The sequence below is a fragment of the Acidobacteriota bacterium genome, from assembly GCA_016715115.1.
GTDB lineage: Bacteria > Acidobacteriota > Blastocatellia > Pyrinomonadales > Pyrinomonadaceae > JAFDVJ01.
In genome coordinates, this window is the sequence record JADKBM010000011.1 from 96,114 (window position 1) to 114,209 (window position 18,096).

General features: G+C 51.7%; 19 protein-coding genes. 15 read left to right on the plus strand and 4 right to left on the minus strand.

Features of this window, described 5'->3' with window-relative positions; all coding sequences use genetic code 11:
* Window positions 1-128: 128 nt before the first annotated feature.
* The 15 genes from IPN69_09190 to IPN69_09260 all read left to right on the plus strand — a co-directional run bounded on the left by IPN69_09190 (window position 129) and on the right by IPN69_09260 (window position 15,426).
* Entirely contained in the window at window positions 129-359 is a 231-nt protein-coding gene (locus IPN69_09190; GenBank protein ID MBK8810889.1) for a hypothetical protein, read from the plus strand.
* A gap of 471 nt (window positions 360-830) precedes the next feature.
* Window positions 831-1,259 carry a hypothetical protein gene (locus IPN69_09195; GenBank protein ID MBK8810890.1) on the plus strand — a complete coding sequence of 143 codons (429 nt, stop codon included), beginning with the start codon at window positions 831-833 and terminating at the stop codon, window positions 1,257-1,259.
* 301 nt (window positions 1,260-1,560) lie between these two features.
* Window positions 1,561-2,028 carry a hypothetical protein gene (locus tag IPN69_09200; protein MBK8810891.1) on the plus strand — a complete coding sequence of 156 codons (468 nt, stop codon included), beginning with the start codon at window positions 1,561-1,563 and terminating at the stop codon, window positions 2,026-2,028.
* A 441-nt stretch (window positions 2,029-2,469) separates the two neighbouring features.
* The gene (locus tag IPN69_09205; protein MBK8810892.1) at window positions 2,470-3,534 is read left to right on the plus strand and encodes a hypothetical protein; all 1,065 of its coding nucleotides are present in this window, start codon (window positions 2,470-2,472) and stop codon (window positions 3,532-3,534) included.
* 176 nt (window positions 3,535-3,710) lie between these two features.
* The gene (locus tag IPN69_09210) at window positions 3,711-4,598 is read left to right on the plus strand and encodes a carboxypeptidase regulatory-like domain-containing protein (GenBank protein ID MBK8810893.1); all 888 of its coding nucleotides are present in this window, start codon (window positions 3,711-3,713) and stop codon (window positions 4,596-4,598) included.
* Window positions 4,599-6,063: 1,465 nt separating this feature from the next.
* On the plus strand, window positions 6,064-7,380 hold the full coding sequence (locus tag IPN69_09215; protein MBK8810894.1) for a hypothetical protein: 1,317 nt from the start codon (window positions 6,064-6,066) through the stop codon (window positions 7,378-7,380).
* 1,567 nt (window positions 7,381-8,947) lie between these two features.
* Window positions 8,948-9,562 carry a hypothetical protein gene (locus tag IPN69_09220; protein MBK8810895.1) on the plus strand — a complete coding sequence of 205 codons (615 nt, stop codon included), beginning with the start codon at window positions 8,948-8,950 and terminating at the stop codon, window positions 9,560-9,562.
* 52 nt (window positions 9,563-9,614) lie between these two features.
* Window positions 9,615-10,013 (plus strand): hypothetical protein, encoded by a 399-nt coding sequence (locus tag IPN69_09225; GenBank protein ID MBK8810896.1) that lies wholly within the window; start codon window positions 9,615-9,617, stop codon window positions 10,011-10,013.
* Window positions 10,014-10,027: 14 nt separating this feature from the next.
* Entirely contained in the window at window positions 10,028-10,195 is a 168-nt protein-coding gene (locus IPN69_09230; GenBank protein ID MBK8810897.1) for a hypothetical protein, read from the plus strand.
* Window positions 10,196-10,435: 240 nt separating this feature from the next.
* Window positions 10,436-11,161: a hypothetical protein gene (locus tag IPN69_09235; protein ID MBK8810898.1), complete on the plus strand. Its 726-nt coding sequence runs from the start codon at window positions 10,436-10,438 to the stop codon at window positions 11,159-11,161.
* Window positions 11,162-11,167: 6 nt separating this feature from the next.
* Entirely contained in the window at window positions 11,168-11,707 is a 540-nt protein-coding gene (locus IPN69_09240) for a hypothetical protein (GenBank protein ID MBK8810899.1), read from the plus strand.
* Window positions 11,708-12,006: 299 nt separating this feature from the next.
* Window positions 12,007-12,513 (plus strand): hypothetical protein, encoded by a 507-nt coding sequence (locus tag IPN69_09245; protein ID MBK8810900.1) that lies wholly within the window; start codon window positions 12,007-12,009, stop codon window positions 12,511-12,513.
* Window positions 12,514-12,516: 3 nt separating this feature from the next.
* Window positions 12,517-13,029, plus strand: a complete 513-nt coding sequence (locus tag IPN69_09250; GenBank protein ID MBK8810901.1) for a hypothetical protein — start codon at window positions 12,517-12,519, stop codon at window positions 13,027-13,029.
* Window positions 13,030-13,339: 310 nt separating this feature from the next.
* Window positions 13,340-14,440, plus strand: coding sequence for a hypothetical protein (locus IPN69_09255; GenBank protein ID MBK8810902.1), 1,101 nt, complete (start codon window positions 13,340-13,342; stop codon window positions 14,438-14,440).
* Window positions 14,437-15,426, plus strand: a complete 990-nt coding sequence (locus IPN69_09260) for an ankyrin repeat domain-containing protein (GenBank protein MBK8810903.1) — start codon at window positions 14,437-14,439, stop codon at window positions 15,424-15,426. Before IPN69_09255 ends, IPN69_09260 begins: the two co-directional genes overlap by 4 nt.
* Before the next feature lie 957 nt (window positions 15,427-16,383).
* On the opposite strand, the gene IPN69_09265 is transcribed toward IPN69_09260, so the two are convergent.
* The 4 genes from IPN69_09265 to IPN69_09280 are packed head-to-tail and all read right to left on the minus strand — an operon-like array spanning window position 16,384 to window position 18,056.
* Window positions 16,384-16,659, minus strand: a complete 276-nt coding sequence (locus tag IPN69_09265) for a hypothetical protein (protein ID MBK8810904.1) — start codon at window positions 16,657-16,659, stop codon at window positions 16,384-16,386.
* 30 nt (window positions 16,660-16,689) lie between these two features.
* Window positions 16,690-16,986 (minus strand): DUF971 domain-containing protein, encoded by a 297-nt coding sequence (locus IPN69_09270; protein ID MBK8810905.1) that lies wholly within the window; start codon window positions 16,984-16,986, stop codon window positions 16,690-16,692.
* A complete protein-coding gene (gene ytxJ, locus IPN69_09275) occupies window positions 16,986-17,324 on the minus strand; it encodes a bacillithiol system redox-active protein YtxJ (protein MBK8810906.1) in 339 nt (112 codons plus the stop codon). The genes IPN69_09270 and ytxJ overlap by 1 nt, the downstream gene beginning before the upstream one ends.
* A gap of 3 nt (window positions 17,325-17,327) precedes the next feature.
* Complete coding sequence (locus IPN69_09280; protein ID MBK8810907.1) at window positions 17,328-18,056, minus strand: hypothetical protein; 729 nt, start codon at window positions 18,054-18,056, stop codon at window positions 17,328-17,330.
* Window positions 18,057-18,096 lie beyond the last annotated feature (40 nt).

Here is an 18,096-nt window from a genome sequence, read left to right on the forward strand (position 1 = left end):
CCCCGGAATATGACGTTCTCCTAGGCAGAGAATGCCTTAAGAAGAGAAGATGCTTTGCTTATCTGGTTGTCGAAAAAGAACTCATTACGAAATCGCGATTGATTGCTTTGGTAAAGCATCTCAAAGCGATGAACAAGAAAAGAGAGCTCGTGAGGATAGCGATCTTCGATGACGCCGCGGTGGCCAACGATTATCTCAACGGAAGACGCGAAATTCGTGAGATCGACAATGACATAAAAGGGCTTTATTTTCTTGACTCAAAGGGAGAAATCCTGAAGGCGAAACTGGGAAATTCGGCGCAATTTGAAGTTGTCCTGCAAAATGGTCAGATTGAAGGTTGGATTACGGAAACCCGATGAAGTTGCAAGGTTATTTGCGTTCATGCCGATCTTACTTTTGTCGGGCACACCTCGAACTATTCGTAAGACAACACGAACCGCAGTCCGTACTGGAGTTACGACGCCGAGGGGAACGTCACCATCGACGACGAGGCGAGCTACACGGTCGATGCGGCCGGACGTCTGGTCAGGACGTCGCAGTTCCAAACCACAAGCAGAATGAACCTGTGAGGACGCACCGATATGAACTCTATTGCAAAGTGGTTGGTAATCATCTTGATCTTTCTCAGTTCTTGCGACACCTCAAATCACACGGCGGAAGGGGTTGAAATTGGGATCTCGCGCTTACCGGCGATTACTCCGACACCAAAACTGAAACGGACCCCGAATGTAAAGGCTCCCGATTTTCGGAATTTCAGCTTCCCGATTTGTTTTAAGTCGATTCCGGAAATCGCTCCGGAACTGAAGAAGATCACATTGAAAAACGGGAAGATGTTGCTGGATCAAGGTGACTTTGGGTTGACCGAGCAAATCCTCGGATTCGAGCTCGTCAATGTCTCGACAAAAGATCTTACCGGAGATGGAAAAGACGAGGCGCTTGTAACACTTGGCGTTCGGTACTTCCAGGGTTTTACAAGCGCAATACTTCTTTACGATCTTTCCGGTCGGCGCCCTCGCTTGATCTGGACCAGAGAGTTCGGCGACGCCGCTTTTGGCGGTCTTAGGAAAATCGAGTTCACAGACGACGGCCTGATCACCGAAGAATACGGGACAGCCCGTGCCAGAAATCACCCGACTTCCTTCATTCGAAAGCGGTACAGGCTGAAAGACGGAAAAATTTCGGAGACCGAATCAGCAACGACCGAAGTCGACCTTGATCAGGCGAAATTCCTCGGTTTTCCAGACACGAACGAAAAATAGATTCGAATTACCGATTTGAAAAGATTTCGGTGAAGTACGTTCCATCATCACCTTTTCGATTTTGATCGCCATGATCGTGTGTTCCTGACAAATCCACTCCTTGGTGCATAGCGGTGGGAAATCAGGACGTCAAATCGGCTATTTTTCCCGATCATGGGAGGATATGTTTGTAACTGGATACCGGCCAAGCGACCTTCATTTTCTGGGAGATTTTTACGATCAGATAATTGCCAAATGTGCGAGAATCAAATCGAGAAAACCCGCTGCGAAGCCCTACAAGAATGCGGCATAGTCGGTAAAAATGAAATTCAAACATTACACTCTGTTTTCGGCATTCGCCGGCTTATTGACAGCCGCTTTTTATTGCGGTGTGTTTGAAGGTGTGAGAGCCGTTTCTGTTTTGAATAATCTTCACGATGCGGTGCCTGGTCTGAGTACGTCGGTACATCCGATCGCGGGAGAGTACCGAGCGGCGACCTATTTAATAATCGCCGTGTTGCTTTCGGCTTACCTTCTTCTGACTCGCGCTCGTTCTTCGTTAACCGCACAACTCTTTCGGATCGTAATCTTGGCACTGACTTTGATGCAGTGCCGGATATTGGTTTTCGTTTCTGATCCGATACCGGGCGCGCTCATCTCGAACTCGATTGCAATTCGAGCAGTATCCAAAGCGGATTTCGGTTTATTTATGAATTGCATCGCCTTGATTTGCCTTGAATTCTATCTGCTGATTAGAGTTGCTCGGTTCAAAGCGCATTTGAAAACGTAAATATGATACTGAGAAGGAATTCATCCGGCAGATCAAGCAGATGACGTATGCGATTCCGGACGCGGCGCCGACGATCAAGCTCGAATATGACAACCGTCTGCGGGCCGACTATTGGGAGATCGCCAGATCGGGCGGTTTCGAAGCGAAGGCCGATTTCACGCACGGCAGTGACTCGCGCGTGCTCGCGAAGAACGATCTGCTCGATGACAAATGGGACCGTTCGATGAAGTATGATTTCGCCGGACGTCTGACGCATAATCAGTTCGGTATGGGGCAAAGCAACAACAACGGAAACGTGCGCGTTTACGAACAGGCGATCGAGTACGACGGTTTTTCGATGATGGCGGAAAGAGAGGTAACAAACTGGGGCCAAACCGGAGGATTCGGCGATAGCTACGTCAACGGGCGTATTCAGTCGGGCGGTTTAACGGATACCTCAACATGGTTCAGGAGCATGTCACGGCATACGATTTTGATGGCGACGGCCGACCGGTTGTCGAAAAGGACAACCAGCGGACCTATCCGCGGAACGATCCGCCGTCGGGAGGGCTCGTTGCAACGCCGAAGGTCTTTCAGATTTGGTCATCGGTTCTCGGGTCAAATCTTGTGACGTTCGGCGGTTACACGGGTGGCACGAAGGTATTTGCGGGAGGAACGTTGATCGGAACAGCGAATGCAAATGCGGGTTCGCGCTGGGCGACCGCCGATCCGGTGATTGGGACAACCGTCAGATGGGCGGGATCGAACGGCGTTTGGGAAAAGGCGGCCGAAGAGACCGAACCGCTCGGACAGGTGATTGCCAACACCGATCCCGACACTGAAAATGATCCGGGTTACGACTTCGCCGCGCGGAATTCGGCGTTTCCCCAATGGCAGTGCGATCTGCCGGACGACGTCCGGCCGATGGAATGCAGAATCCGCGAGGAGATTGAAAGCTCGCTCAACGGAACGAGCATCAAATCGATCTGGGACCCGAACAAGAAGGACGGCGATCCGTCGTTCATTCACGTCAATGACCCGCCGCCCGATTCCGCCCGGGACATGCCCGGCACCGTCACGCATCAGGCGACGCATTCGACGGCAAAACCGATCGACCAGGCCGCCGACGGCGCGACGACCGTACCGACCCAGAATCCGGACAACTGCGACGGCGACGTTGACCTCGAAAACAACCGAGTCAACATCCGCTGCGGCGATTCAACAATTCCGGAGGATTTCAAGGATGCGAGTGATGGATCTCCGCCAATCGATGACGGTGATCAGCTCCAGCGAGCCAACCAAGCACTCGATGCGGTGGAAGAGATTTTGTGGGGTGACAGTCAGTGTTCGAGGTTCTTTGGCGGTCCCGCGTTGTTCGCATTCTATCGTTTGAAAAGGCAACTTATCGGTGCAAACGTGACTTCATTTGCGGATAACGACTACGCCGGCATCCGAATGGATGATACCGGCGATTCGAAACCACCTACTACGATTCAAACGGCCGAAGACAGAAGGGGTATGGAGTAAATACTGGATTTCGAGTGTTCGGAAGGGTTCGAATAGAGCAAAGAGGACCATTCTTCAACGGGCAATCTCGTGCGAAAATCGGCGGATATGACGCGAACACCTTTGAGTCTCGAATTCTGCAGATCTTACATGAACTCGCCCATATGATTTACAAGCCTTATCCGGGAACACGTTGATTGAAGACGATGGCGGAGATTCCAGTAAAAGCAGCTCGAATACCAATAAAATTAAGGATACAGGAGAGGGAAATGGAGATTGTAAGAAGGAAATTGATGCAATCGCAAATCGGACTAGGAATGCTGAAAGCTAATTTGAACACTAGACCAATGAGGAAGTTGGCTATTTCATATCTCCGACGTATTCATCTGATTCTGGCAATCTCGTTCTTAAGCACAATTGCTTATTCGTTGAATATCACAACATTGACTGGTCGAGTTGTCGGAACGAATGGTGAACCAGTATGCGGAGCAGACGTCAACATCGGACGCTTTGGTGGCTTCCCGTTAGCCTCGGGCGAGAGCGGAGAGAACGGGAGATTTCGAATTACGTTTGCGGGCCCTATTCAGGAAAGCCTCTTCCTTTACACGAGCGTTTCGAAGCCGAGAACACACACGGACGCTTTCTTGATCTATCCGCCGTTTATGAGTGTCTTTAAGATGGATCAGTATTACGTCGGTAAACGGTTCGATATCGGCAAATCGGAGACGTTTGACGTCGGCGACGTACCCGTTCAATATTGGTTCGGAGATGTGCACGTTAAGCTTGCCCTTCGCCGAAGGAATCTGACAGCTTCCGATTGGGAGAAACTGTGGGTCCGGCTACTGGACAAGAAGGGACGCTTGGTTTACCAGGAGAGCTTCGCCCCGACGATTGAACCCAACGCGGATGTTGAGTCCTCTGAGATGCGAATAATGCTTCCCGAGGGAGAGTGGAGTTTTGAGTTTCAGAAATACGTCTATTCAAGAAACGCGCTATATCCGAAAATCCTCGGCAAAACGCCGAAGTTCGTAATCGCTAGAGATAAGGAAACGCCTCAACTGGCCGTCGAGTTGTCACCATTCTAGAGTGTAATGGGTTGTCATTTTACGAAAGGATTGCAGGCGGGATCATTGGCATCGCCGATTCGGTTCAAGTGAGGAAGCATGAAAATTGCCGTAATGTATTTCTTTGCTTGATTGCAATCCCGGTATTAGCCAATTCGGTCTGGAGCCAGAGCCCCTTTCCGGCGCGGAATGCCGCGGAGAATGTAGAGATTCGCACCGAATCACTGGATAAGAAGTCGATTGAGAGCGGAGATGAAGAGGTTTCGACCCTTGAGTTTAAGCTAAAGTTGACATTTTCCAATGATGGGACGATCCCCATTTTATCTACAAAGGATGGGTTTCAGCTTCACATTTCTGGATTTCAAAATCTGAGGCGGAAGCCCGCAAGAAGGAGTTTGAACTAAACAGCAGCGTGTCTGTCTTGACGGATAACACGAGAGCGGAACCGACTTTTTCGATTGACGATTTCGCGACGATCTCTGGTAAACAGACGTACTCCGAGGAACTACTGTTCCGAATCCCATTCTTGAAGAGTCGTTTAACTCCCGGAATCCACGTTCTTATGCGTCAGGTCGAAACTTGGCGATTTGGTAAAGAAAGCGAAAAAGAGACACGGGCCCTTGCGGCGATCGGGCATGTTCTGACCGACCCGGTTGTTACCGAACCAATGATCTTTCGGATTGAATGACTCCGCAATAGCTGCGCACTTACTGGCAAACAGATTGCTAGTGATTTGGGCGAGCGATTCGGTCAACGGCAACCGAAAATAGAACCGGAAACTACGCCGGCAACATCCAATATCGTGCCTTCGGCGGGATCAAGCAGATCGACTACCTGCTTCCGACCGAGACTCCGGAGATCAAACTCGGCTATTACAACCGGTTGCGGGTGAACCACAACGAAGTCACAAAACCGAACGGATTCGTGATGAAGGTCGATTTCACGCACGGCAACGACTCGCGGGTGACGGCGAAAAACGACCTGCTCGATGAAAAATGGGACCGGACGATGAAGTACGATTTCGCCGGACGGCTGACCTTTGCGCAGTTCGGAATGGGCGTTGGGACGAACAACCAGAACAAGCGCGTTTATGAAGAGTCGATCGGGTATGACGGGTTCTCGATGATGAACGACAGACAAACCAATCATTGGGAGAATGATTCGGGATTTGCCGAAACCTACGTCAACGGGCGGATCACGCCGTTTGTTGGAAACTATGATGCCGCCGGGAACATCATCCGGCAGGGCGACGTTCAGTCGGACCCGCACACGTATGTTGACACGAACTACGACGCATCGGGACGACGGACACGGATGTTCGTCAAGAGGAAGGGGAAATTCGGAAATGTGCTGAACATGATCCAGGAACATTTGAGCGAATACGTCTTCGACGGCGACGGCCGGCCGGTGATCGAGAAGGGAAGGCTTTCAGACCTATCACGTAAACGACTCGCCGCCCAATTCACCGCTGACGGCCGCGCCGAAGATGTATCAGGTATGGTCGACGGTTCTCGGCAGCAATCTGACGACGGTCAAGCCGGACGAAACGAAGTGGGAGACGAAGATCTTCGCCGGCGGCGCGGTGATCGCCAAGGAAGGCGCGACCGGCCCGCATTGGATGACTTCCGATCCGGTCACCGGAACGACGGCGACATGGCGCAAGATCGACAATGACTGGCTGACCTCGGTCGAGGAAACGGAGCCGCTCGGTCAGAAGATCTACAACGCCGATCCCGATCCGCTTCCCGATCCGAGTTATGACAACTCGGTCGGTAATGCTGATTACCCGCAGTGGCAATGCCAGATGCCGTCGAAGTTCTACGGTAACTTCTACGCGATGCCGTGGCATTGCCAGTTTGCCGAGATCAAACGGAGATCGTTCGAAGGCGGCCATTACGTGATCGAGGAACCCGAGACGAACCCCAACAAAGTATCCGGACATTCGACGGGATCAGCCGGCCCGGCAACTCCAACCGGGTCAGCCGGTCACGAGACAGGCCACATGAGGGCGTTCAATCGCATAATGAACTACACCCTCGGCGCAACCCGCAAGCCAGCCAAAGACACCGGCGAACAGGCCGGCGACGATGAAGATCCCATCCGTGTTGAGACCCATACTTCCCGCGCACCACTCGAAACGGGATGGGTTGAGCCTGGCGATGACACGGTCACTGTCAAGTTTTCCAGTACGTCCGATGCGCTTTCGGCATTAGAGGAGGTTGTCAAGGGCACCTGTAAAGAGAAGATAAACGAACTCTTAAGGAAGATTGACTCAAAGCCGGTCGGATACAGTAACCCTGTACGAGCCAGTGACATATTTGATCTTTTCGAGAATATTTCCACTCAATCTGGAGGTGGCGGACTGTTTTTTGATTCGACAATATCCGAAATAAATGCGCAGTATCAGAGGATCTGGGACGGGAAAGTCTCGGGGGCCATCGCAGGCGGAGGCGGAGCCACATTCGGTGACCCTGGCCGACGTCCTGATGGTCGGATTAAACAATTTGGCGACGGAATGCAAATGTATGTTTATGTTTTTGAAGCCGAGGCAGGCGTCAGAGGCTATTCAGGACCATTGTCAAAGACGCAAATTAGAAAGAATCGCCAGGCCGCAAGAATGCAACTCACTCGGAGGCTGATCGAGGAATTGATACATGCTGCGGGCACTAACAAGACAATAAACCACTCTGAAATGGATCTAGCCGCTTTGGCTGCGGATAGTACGTTAACGGGCACGCCAAGAACAGATGAGCAAGAAGCACCGGTCTTTGGGAGTTTTCTCAGGAAACACTGTGGGCTTTGATCGTCTTCTCGAGGAAATATGAAAATCACAACGATTCTGATTGTAATCCTATTATTCGTTGGCGTTACCGGCACTGTTCACGCACAGTTTGAGCCGCTTCAAGTCAAATTGCTCAAAACGAAGCGGCTCGAGATCGAGCGTCGTTTTCCTGTTTCCGGATCAAACAAGTGGTCAGTCAAAATTCCAACGGAAAGCGGTCGATTCACCGTCTCTTTCATCACAAAACGCTGCGAGGAAGGCTGGAACGTTGAACCGGATGTCGTCTCCAGCGTTCGGCTGGAATACGACTCGAATTTCGTGAAACCGCCGGATGACATTCGAACTGGAAGGTACTTCCCTTACACAAACGATATCGCGCAGCAGTTCTTCTTTGATGAGGTGAGCGGACTGACATATGAACTTGATTCAAGCGCTGAGTACGTCGTCTCAATCATCAAAGTACCGCCACTCAGCGAGCCTACGCCCCGTTGCAAGGGTTTTCCCACCTACAATCCGGTTTCGGATCGATATCCGAAGACCGAGAAAATCACGATACCCGGAAACGCGGACTTTACCATTGAGATACCAATGACCGTCGCCGCGCTCCGCGCTACCCCGTCAAAAAGAGGCTATGTTTTCGTTTATTGCGGGAAACGACGCACGGCAAAATGCAGCGAGGTAACGCGGGAGCTTGAGAAATACGTTGCATGGGCTCTGAGATCGATCAAAACTCAGCCCGTTGAGGTCGTTGTGGGCGGATTCCGGGATGAGATCGAGATAGAAACCTTCGTCCTTGATCCAAGATGGTCGCCTCCGGTTGCCCGGCCGCTATACCCGGTAACCAAGAAGATTCGAAAGACTTGGTCTAATTCGCCGACGAAATCACCTTTAACTTGTCGCATCTTGTTGTTTCCCCCCATCTCACGTGATCCGCGGCCCGGCAACTTCAATCGGGTCCCGCCAGTTCAGCGACTAGCTATCAGATGGCGTACAGCCGTTTGATGAACTTCACGATCGGCGCAAGCTGAAAGCCGACCAAAGACACCGGCGAACACGCCCGCGACGAAGAAGATCCTATTCGTGTTTGAAACCCACACTTCCCGCGTAATCGGCTCGGCGCAAAAGCGAACGATCGAGAGAATACAGGAGGAAAATCGTAAGGCAGGGCTCGACGAAATACTCATAAAGCTCAGATATGAAAGACGATCAATCCGGGTTAGTGAAAATGAAGTCGAAGAAATAAGCCGGCAGTTTTTCAAGCATGTCCAGAAGTCTGGCACAATTGAATCGGCGTCAGTGAGACAGATGAAGCAAAAAGAGTGGAACCTCGTGCTTCATGCCGGATCCTATTCTGCTTCATTCGACGGAACATCTTCGATAGAATTGTCAACAAGCGGAAATTCGATCACTTCGAAACGATCTCCCGTCGAGCCGCCGCTCGCTGACTGGATCAGACGGATTTACTTGAAATTCCTGAGCGATGGATGAACAATATCGAGGCTCACAGCAATTCAGCGATCGATGGTGAACGAATGAGAAATACTCTTGAGCTGACGGTACGAGCCCGAAAGACGATCCGCCGTCGGGAGTGCTTGAAGCAACGCCAAAGGTCTTTCAGGTTTGGTCATCGGTTCTCGGGTCAAATCTTGTGACCATCGGCGGCTACACCGGCGGCACGAAGGTATTCGCGGGAGGAACGTTGATCGGAACGGCAAATGCAAATTCGGGTTCGCGCTGGACGACGGCCGATCCGGTCACCGGCACAACGGTACGATGGGCGGGATCGAACGGCGTCGGGCAAAAGGCGGCGGAAGAGACGGAACCGCTTGGACAGTTGATTTGGGCAAACTACGATATGCTTCGGTCAGAGTCAAACAATCCGAAATTTGGGCTAACGGAAGGGCAACGGAAAACGATCATTGGCGAAGAAAAACTTAACGGTCAAGCAATCACGATCTTTGAGCTTCCCGGACCGGTTCTGACATTCTTCAAACCGAACGCTTTCTTCGATCAAGGTTCGTTCCCGACCGCCGAAGTGATAGCGCATGAAGCGATTCACGAAGTCGGCGTAAGAACCGATACTGCGATACGGCTTTTTCTTCCGCCTGTTAACACTGGGATTCCAAATCCGTTTGCCGCGCACGATCTATCGTCTTATCCGTACTATAACGACATTATCGAGAGCTGTTCCGTGAATAGGTAAATTTATGTCCGTACGATCTCTTTTTCAAATCACGGCTATCGGCCTTTGCATTGTGCTCGCCTTCCTGGCAGGCAGTTTCCGAGGCTATACGTTCGGTGTTACGGAATATGCTGGGTTTGGGTTCGGCGGTGAAAGCGGCTACGATCTGATCGCATATTCGTACAACCAGATTTGTGCCTGTGTTTTGCTCGCAGTCGTATTGGGGCTCGGAAAAGGGATGCCTTGGCTTCGCTTGCTTTCGTTCTTTGCCTTGATCCTGGCGCTCGTTCCGATTCGATCAATATATTTGCAGAAAGCGCTGTATTTTTCCGATGATCAAACGATCACCGCTCTTATGCGAAATGCTGTCTATTGGGATCTCGCTTGCGGCTTGTTTTACTTGTTTCTGGTATCGGTCAGCGCGTACCGGGTAGTTTCAGAATTCAAAGATAGTCGCGTGAAAATTGAATAGTTTGCGGACCATATTTGTCTCAGATTCATCCTGGCAGAAGATCGAAAGCGTCGAACGCGGTCGAGGAAACGGAGCCGCTCGGTCAGAAGATCTACAACGCCGATCCCGATCCGCTTCCCGATCCGAGTTATGACAACTCGTTCGGCAACGCCATCCGATATTGGAATTCGGATTTCGGATGAGGGCGATGCAGTATTTTGATTTCCCAAAACTGCGATTCAGTATTTCGAATTGGTATGCTCGAAGCAATCCAAAATCTCAAATCCGAAATCCAAAATCTAACGGGCGGTGATTACGTGATCGAGGAACCCGAGACGAATCCCAACAAAGTAACCGGACATACAACGGGATCAGCCGGCCCGGCAACTCCAACCGGTTCAGCCGGTCACGAGGCAGGCCATCAGATGGCATTCAGCCGACTGATGAATTTCACGCTCGGCTCAACCCGGAAATCGACCAAAGAGACTGGAGAACACACCGGCGACGATGAAGATCCGATACGAGTCGAAACGCACACCAACCGCGTCGGCGCAAAAGGCGAACCCGGCGGCGCACCACTTGAGACCGGGTGGGCCGCGCCGGGCCAGACCAGCCAAACCGGACAATATGAACCCTTACCGGCAAACGCCGACCTTCGAAAGAAGCTGGTCGCACTCTTGGGAGAAAATGATGGTATGTGCCGGAAATTCCTCGATTCCGTATTCAAATATCTAGAGATCAACAAGTCCGTTGAGGAAGTGTTCGATGACCGAGTTAACGACGGCGGATTTGTCGTTGTCCCTAATCTAACGGTTGCCGGCGAGCGGCTCAACGGCGTCCACAAGTATACCGAGGGGCAAAAGAGTCCATACCCTATAGGTTTGGATGCACAGTCGTTGGCGACCGACGATCCCGGCAAAAATCAGCGTATTTTAACCTACCTAATCACGATTATTCACGAATCGATCCATCGTGAGGGGATTTCGGGCCACAACTCGTACGCCAAGGCCGCCTACAATGCGCTAACTACTGATGAGGCGACGTTGAATCCGTTGCCGAAGAAAAAGGACCGCGAGCGAGGTGAATCTATGGACGATGCTCGGTCACGGTATTTCAGATCCATAATCAATACAAAATGTAAAATTGATCCGTATTCGGTCAATTGGTAGTTTCATATGAAAAAAGACATTCGACTCAAAATCTTGTTGCTGGGGTTACTCGCCTATCTGTCAGTTGGCGTGACATCGGCAGCTTCGCCGGAATGGCTCGAGAAGATGAAGCAGATCAGACTGCTCGAATCTAAGAGACAGGATGTTGTCGCGCTTTTCGGCCCTGCGAAACCTGCTGGAAACGCCCTGATCGATACCTGGGGATTGGTAGACGGCAGTCTTTCAGCCATATACGCGAGCGGAGAGTGCGTTGCAAAAACTGAGAACGGAAAAACCAAATTACTTGGCTGGAGAGTCCCGAAAGACACGGTGATTGAGATCAGCTTTTCTCTCAACAAACCGGTTTCTCCGAAGAAGTTAGGGATCGATCTTTCGAGACTCAGGGGCGAACAAGTAAGGGACCAAACTGGCGCACTCTACTTTGATGATGAAACCGCCGGTGCATTCTACTACGCAGTCAATGGCAAGATCACGGAAGTTGGCTTTTATCCGCGGACTGAGTTGGACTACCTTGACTGCGAACCGCAGTCCGAAGGACAACGCTGATGAAATTTCCGGAGCATTTTGAGTTGTCTTTAGTTGGTCCTGGTCCGGCGCATTCTTTTCGAAACAGTTCGGACATCTCCCAAACATGAGCAGAACCGATGTCGGCGAAGTGGCGGACATAGGAATGCCGTGCGCCGGGCAACGACTTTTGTGTCGGGACAGCCACGCACTACTTTCAGCTAGACTCATCCTGGGGCGCGTCGAATTTGATGGGAGGCCTTTCACGACGGACCGGGCCGTTAGGGCCCGAGACTCCACGTCGGCTAACGACCGCTGAACTGGCGAAAATTGCGAGCGACATGAAGTTGATCCTCGACTCGTCTGAGAAATGCCGGAATCTAATCAGCGATGTTTTGAATGCGGCGGAGCGCGAGGACAACCCGATTGTCAGCACAAATCTTGTCGACGTCTTTTGGGCGGTTGCGCTTCAAAGCGATGGGGTATTTGAAAGACAATTCAGTGATCGCGGAGCTCAAACGATGGGAGATATATTCAGCCGTACTGCGGTAATAGAATTGGGCGTCAGAAATCTCGATCTGCCATTCAAAGACGTTACGAAAGGCGCTCGGGCACGATACAAGCGGGATCAGGAACTGTTGCGCGCTCTGGACGCGATCGGGGAGTCGATACATCAAGCCGGGGCGTTAACTTATAACGACCGCGACCTGGCAATTGCGTACGCCAAAGTTAAAAATATCGACCGTCCGAATTACGGATGGAAAACACAACAAGATGTCTTGAATTGGTCGATGTGGTTTCATTCCAATTTCGAGAGAGATTGCAATACTCAGAATGTGAAGAGGTGACTTATGAAAATCTGCTCAATTTACTTTGCTGTCCTACTCGCTTGTTGTTCTTTCACCACGCGGGCCCAGGTCCTGAACTGGAGAAATCTCAAGCCTCTGGTATCAACACGCGAAGTTGTCGAAACGAGTTTGGGGACGCCGAGCGCCCGGTTTCCCTTTTACGACCAGTTTGATGACAACGTTGGTGAGGTTCACGTTTGGTACAGCGCCTGTTCGTACACGATCAAACGCGGTCAATCCGAACTCATGATTCCGATTGGAAGACTCGAGCGATTGGTGTACTTTCCAAAGAAACACGCGCCTTTCTCCGAGTATGCCGCCGAAACTCGTGACTATAAACGAGAAGACTCTCCGGCGGTAAAAGGGCGGTTTCTTTATTTGTCCAAAAATGAAGAGATTATGTTCGAAACGGCATTTCTGGCGTCCGGGGAAGAGGTAGTCATGTCAATCGAATTGTCTGCTCCGGATTTGCCGCCTGAGGCGAAATGCGAGCAGCGTCCTAAGCAGGGGCAATGAGAGCAAAAGCTCATTATCAAGTTGAAGGAGTATCAGATTCGCCCTTCTTTTCATTTTGGCTGGATTTTGGATCGCAGGCGGGGTTTAACGAGCAAAGTGCGCAAAAGCAACCGATTCGTTGGACTCGGAAACCAAACAATTGATGCGATTCGATGCGTCGGCAAAATCCGCAATCACAAATCCGAATTCCGAGATCGCCTCGGCGACGGTCAAGCCGGACGAAACGAAGTGGGAAACGAAGATCTTCGCCGGCGGGGCGCTGATCGCCAAAGAAGGCGCGACCGGTCCTCATTGGCTGACTTCCGATCCAGTGACGGGATCGACGGCGACATGGCGCAAGATCGATAATGACTGGCTGACATCGGTCGAGGAAACGGAGCCGCTCGGTCAGAAGATCTACAACGCCGATCCCGATCCGGTTCCGGATCCGAGTTACGAAAATGCGATGCGAAACGCGGATTTCCCGCAGTGGCAGTGCGCCGTTAGCGACGATGACAAGGATTGGGGGGCGTTTGACGCGCTTCCGTTCCATTGTCAGATGCAGATCCTGAAAGACTTGTCGCGTTCGCTCGACGCAATATATGGCTTTTGGAATCCGAACAATGAAACCTCGCCGAGCAACGTCCCCGGCCCCGATCCGACGCCGCCGGCGACTCCCCCAAGCTACGCTCCGCCGGCGCAATCAGTATCGAGCCGCCTGCTCGCAAGATTCAGTTATTCGACTTCCAAACGTAACGATGAAATGAGGAAGCCAAAACTCCGTCCCGAGTTCGTCGATATCAAAATCGATGAATTGCCGATTATTGATATGGAGGATACGGGGTGGGTTGAGTCTGCAATAGAAAACCGGGACGATGACTTATCAAGTCGTTTGGTTGATGACTTAGCGGATTTTCTCTTAGCTAACGAGAACTGCGGACTATTCTTGGACTCTGCTGTGAGGGATTATTTCAATATTGTAGATCCTGCCGATAGCGATGACTCGCTAGCTATTCTGCTTTCGACCCTTCAAATCGTCGACGAAACATCGACGGATGGCTACGGTGCCATAGGTCGGGGAATGAGAAACGACGATGATTCGCTGGGCGGGCGTATTCGGATATTTATGGATTTCATTGAGTGGGGGAAGAACGTCTCCTCAACCGAGCGTGGAAAATTCGTGTTTCACGAAGTTCTGCATATTCTCTTTGGCGGACACCGCGATGTCGTTGAAAAACTTAGCTTAAAACACCCTCCTTTTCCGCCGATTCCGCCACAGCCGATGGACGGATTCTATCGATATTCCGACGAAGGTTGGACTGCTTTCAATCGAAGAAGAGACGGATCAGACGCCATTGCCGATCGAGCCATGCGCGACTGGATCGACAACGATTGTGCGAACACACTGGCCGAAGGAGAAGAAACGAAATGACGACAATTCATATGCGCCGCGAAATCCGCTGGACCGATAGGCTCCTCCTGATAATGCTTGCGTTGGTCTTTATTCACACCGGATTCGGTCAAACGCAAACCCGGATACCGTCCGTGGCGGTCCCCTACTCAATTGAAAAAACGAAAAAAGACGGCCGAAGTGAAAACAGTCTGATTCTGTATGTGTTCCTCTCCGAAACGCACTTCAATCGTCCGAACCTGCGGAAGGTATTCCGAGAACTGGGTGAAAAGTATGCAAACGGTGCGCTTTTGATTCGGGTCTTTAGCGACAAGGAGATGTTGATTTGGCATGATCGCGGTTCCGAGGTGAACTTCGGCTACACGGTTACGGAGAAAGCGGCGAAGGCAGAGGAGGACTTCTACCGAACAGCAATGCCCCCGTCGAACGGTTATTTTTCGGCGTTCTACAGTCGAACCTTGACTCGTGAGGCATTCTATTTCAGCCCGACGAAGCAATCCGGTCCAATTGCGATTGAGATTATCAGAGATAATCGTGCCTTCGTTGCGGGTGATGATTCTCTTTTCGACGCGACGAAAACGGGGTACATTGATGCTGTCAAATGGTTAGTCACAAACGGACAGAGCGTCAATGTCATTGACAAGGATGGGAATACGCCATTGAGTTGGGCCGTTTGGCTCTACCAAAACGACATCGCGAGGATCTTGATCGCGGCGTGCGCAAACCCCAATTGGAATGGCCGCGATGGGAATTTACCATTGATGAACGCGGTCGCTGCTGGTAATTATGAAGGCGTCAAGTTGCTGTTGGAGAGTGGGGCTAACCCAAATCTCGCAAACCGAGCCGGTGTCACCCCGTTGATGACATCCGCTGAAAGCTGCGACCCCGAAATCACTAGAGTGTTGATCGTGAACGGAGCTATCCGAAACGTTCGGGACAAGAACGGCAAGAGCGTCTATGAATATGCCTGTAAGTCGCAGGCGATTCGGGGCCTGCTGGTCAATTAGGCCTGGACTACTGACGCCGGTCGACCAAGATGAGCGACAATCCTGATGGAAACATAGGTCGAAGCAGGAGCCGGGATGAAGGCTCAATAATCGAAAGCAGGAAACTCCGGTGAACCATTACTTCTTGTTCTTTGCGTTATTCATATGCTTCGGGTTGCTCTCGTGCGCGCCCGTTCTGCAGTTAAGGTTGCGGTCAAAGCAACCGTCTCAAATCCTGGATGGATGGGCGTCGAAACGAATGGGCTCGGTCCCAATCGGAATTGCTGGCGGTACGGAAAACTTCTTAGGGCTGAAGACGCCCTCAACGAAGCAATGCATCAAGCCGGAGCGTTTGCGTTTGACGATCGTGACCTCGCCCGTGCGTATTCGAAAGCGAAGAAGATCGACGCTCCAGATTACGGATGGAAGACTAAAGCTGATGTCGAGACAAGAAAAAGTAGTGTGCGGCAAAGCGAAAGAAACGAGTACGGCCGTTTGTTGAACACCGCGACATTATGATGTTGCAAGGGTCGAACAATCAACGACTTACCTTCGACCCCTTCAGGGTCGGCCTCTCATCTGACTAAAATCCTGGGGTCACGCTTCGCTCACCCCAGGCTATTATCTGATTCGCTTTCAGCGAATTTATCGACTTTTCAGACAGCCTCAACACCGTTTTTGGATTGGGGATTGGGGATTTTGGCATTTTGGATTTTGGATTTTGGATTTGCGGTTGATGCGAAGCATCGAAGCCCGAAGTGCCGGGAAGCAACCGATTCGTTGCACTCGGAAACCAAACACTTGATGATGCGTGAAGCGCAGATGAAATCCGCAATCACAAATCAGGAATCCGAAATTGACTTGGTTTGGTCCACAGTCCTCGCCCGACCCGGGCGATTGGTTCGACGGCAACGGTTGGTCTGCGATCGAGAAACTCCGCAGTTTCTTGATCGCGCGGACGGTTGCAACGGCGGACCGCTAGATAAAAACCACGGTTTGCGATGATGGAATGTCAAACCGGCGGCGGCAGCGCATATTTTTGCACGCCAGCATATCATCGACGCGAACCATATAGTCGCGCGAGCTGTTGAACCTTGCAAGGTCCTGTTGGTTCAAATTGCGCGGCGCCTGGCGCTTTTTCGTGCGTTTGACCCAGCGCACGTCGTAATCGTTTCGTTCGCGGCAATGCGGGCAACTGTAGTTGGCGGATTTCGTCTCCTGCCGTTCATCGAAGATATCTTTTTCGTTCAACATAGACCCCTCGTTTCACCAGACTTCTGAAAGTCAGGCGTCTTCCGAAATTTTTCGAAGATACTGAAAACTGAAAATTCCCGTGTCGTGCCCGTCGGCGAAATGGAAATTCAGCGCGTAACGGCCGACGATCGACGTCGAAGTGATAGTCAGGTCGTCCGGAATCGACGCATCGCTGAGCATCTTTTCGCCGGTCCACTCGTTGACGCAGGACGCGCACGGACAGGCACGCCGAAGTGCCGGCGCAATGTGCCGTGTGACGACGCCGTCGTTCCAGGTGATCGAGATCTCGCGATCGTTCTCTTCAACTATCTGCGTCGGTTCTCTCATCAATTTACAGCCTCCGACGCCAGAATTGCGGCGATCTCGTCGCTCGAGACGTCATAATGCGACGCCTGGTAGACGGCGCGGCCGTGCGAGACGACGATCGCCTGCGGAGATTCGTGCCGCACTCCGAGACGCGTCTCGACCTCGTTCGAAACCCCGCGCGCGTGCTGAACGACGATAACGTTGATTTCAGCGGAGAGTTCGCGGACATCGCTCAGGACGTGCGAACTGATCGGGCAGGTCGTGCTGTGTTTGAAGAGCAAGACCGGTGAATTCTCGGACCTTTCGAACAATTCGACAAGTTTCTCGTTCGAGTCGATTTCATTGAGAGTAGCAGTCATAAATCACCTGAAAGTTCCCGCGTCCTGAAATACATTAGGCGCGGGCGGGACGTTCGTTGATCCCGGGGCCGGAAAGACCTTCCGATAGGCTAACACATTGCCGGCGATGATGATCGGGATAACGAAATAGATTCCGACGCAGAAGGCCAGCATTCCGGCAAGACTCAAAACGAAGCCGACGCCGTAAAGCCCGGCGACGCCGCCGAGATTGTTCCAAACCGCCCGGGCGCTGAGCGACATCGCCGCAAACGCTCCGAGATTGCGATCGACGATCAGCGGAAAGCTGAACATCAGAAGCGTGTGAAAGCAGACCATCGCGACGATCAGGACGAGATCGACGCCGAAAGCGCCGGCCACAAGGCCGATCAATTCGCCTTCGCTCAATTTCGAGCCCATCACGACCGCCGCGATGATCGGAAGATAAAGAACCACATAAACGATTATCATCGGTACGATCATCGCCAAGCCGACGATCAAGCCCGGAAGCCACCACTGAAACCCCTTCCAGAGTCCGTCGAAGACCACCGGTCGTCCGTCGATCCGTTCGAGATAGCAATAGAACATCCCGCACATCATCGCGCCGAGCAGGATGTACATCGTCATCCCGCCGATCAGCGCGCCGACCAGCGTGACCGCGAAAAGAAGCCAGTAATCGGCCTTGATGAGCTCGAAGGCCTCCTTCACACATTCGATCGGGCGGATCACGCCAACCTGGAATTCGCTTTGATTCATAAAAAAATGGCTACGGTTTTAGTCCGTAACCATTATCCGA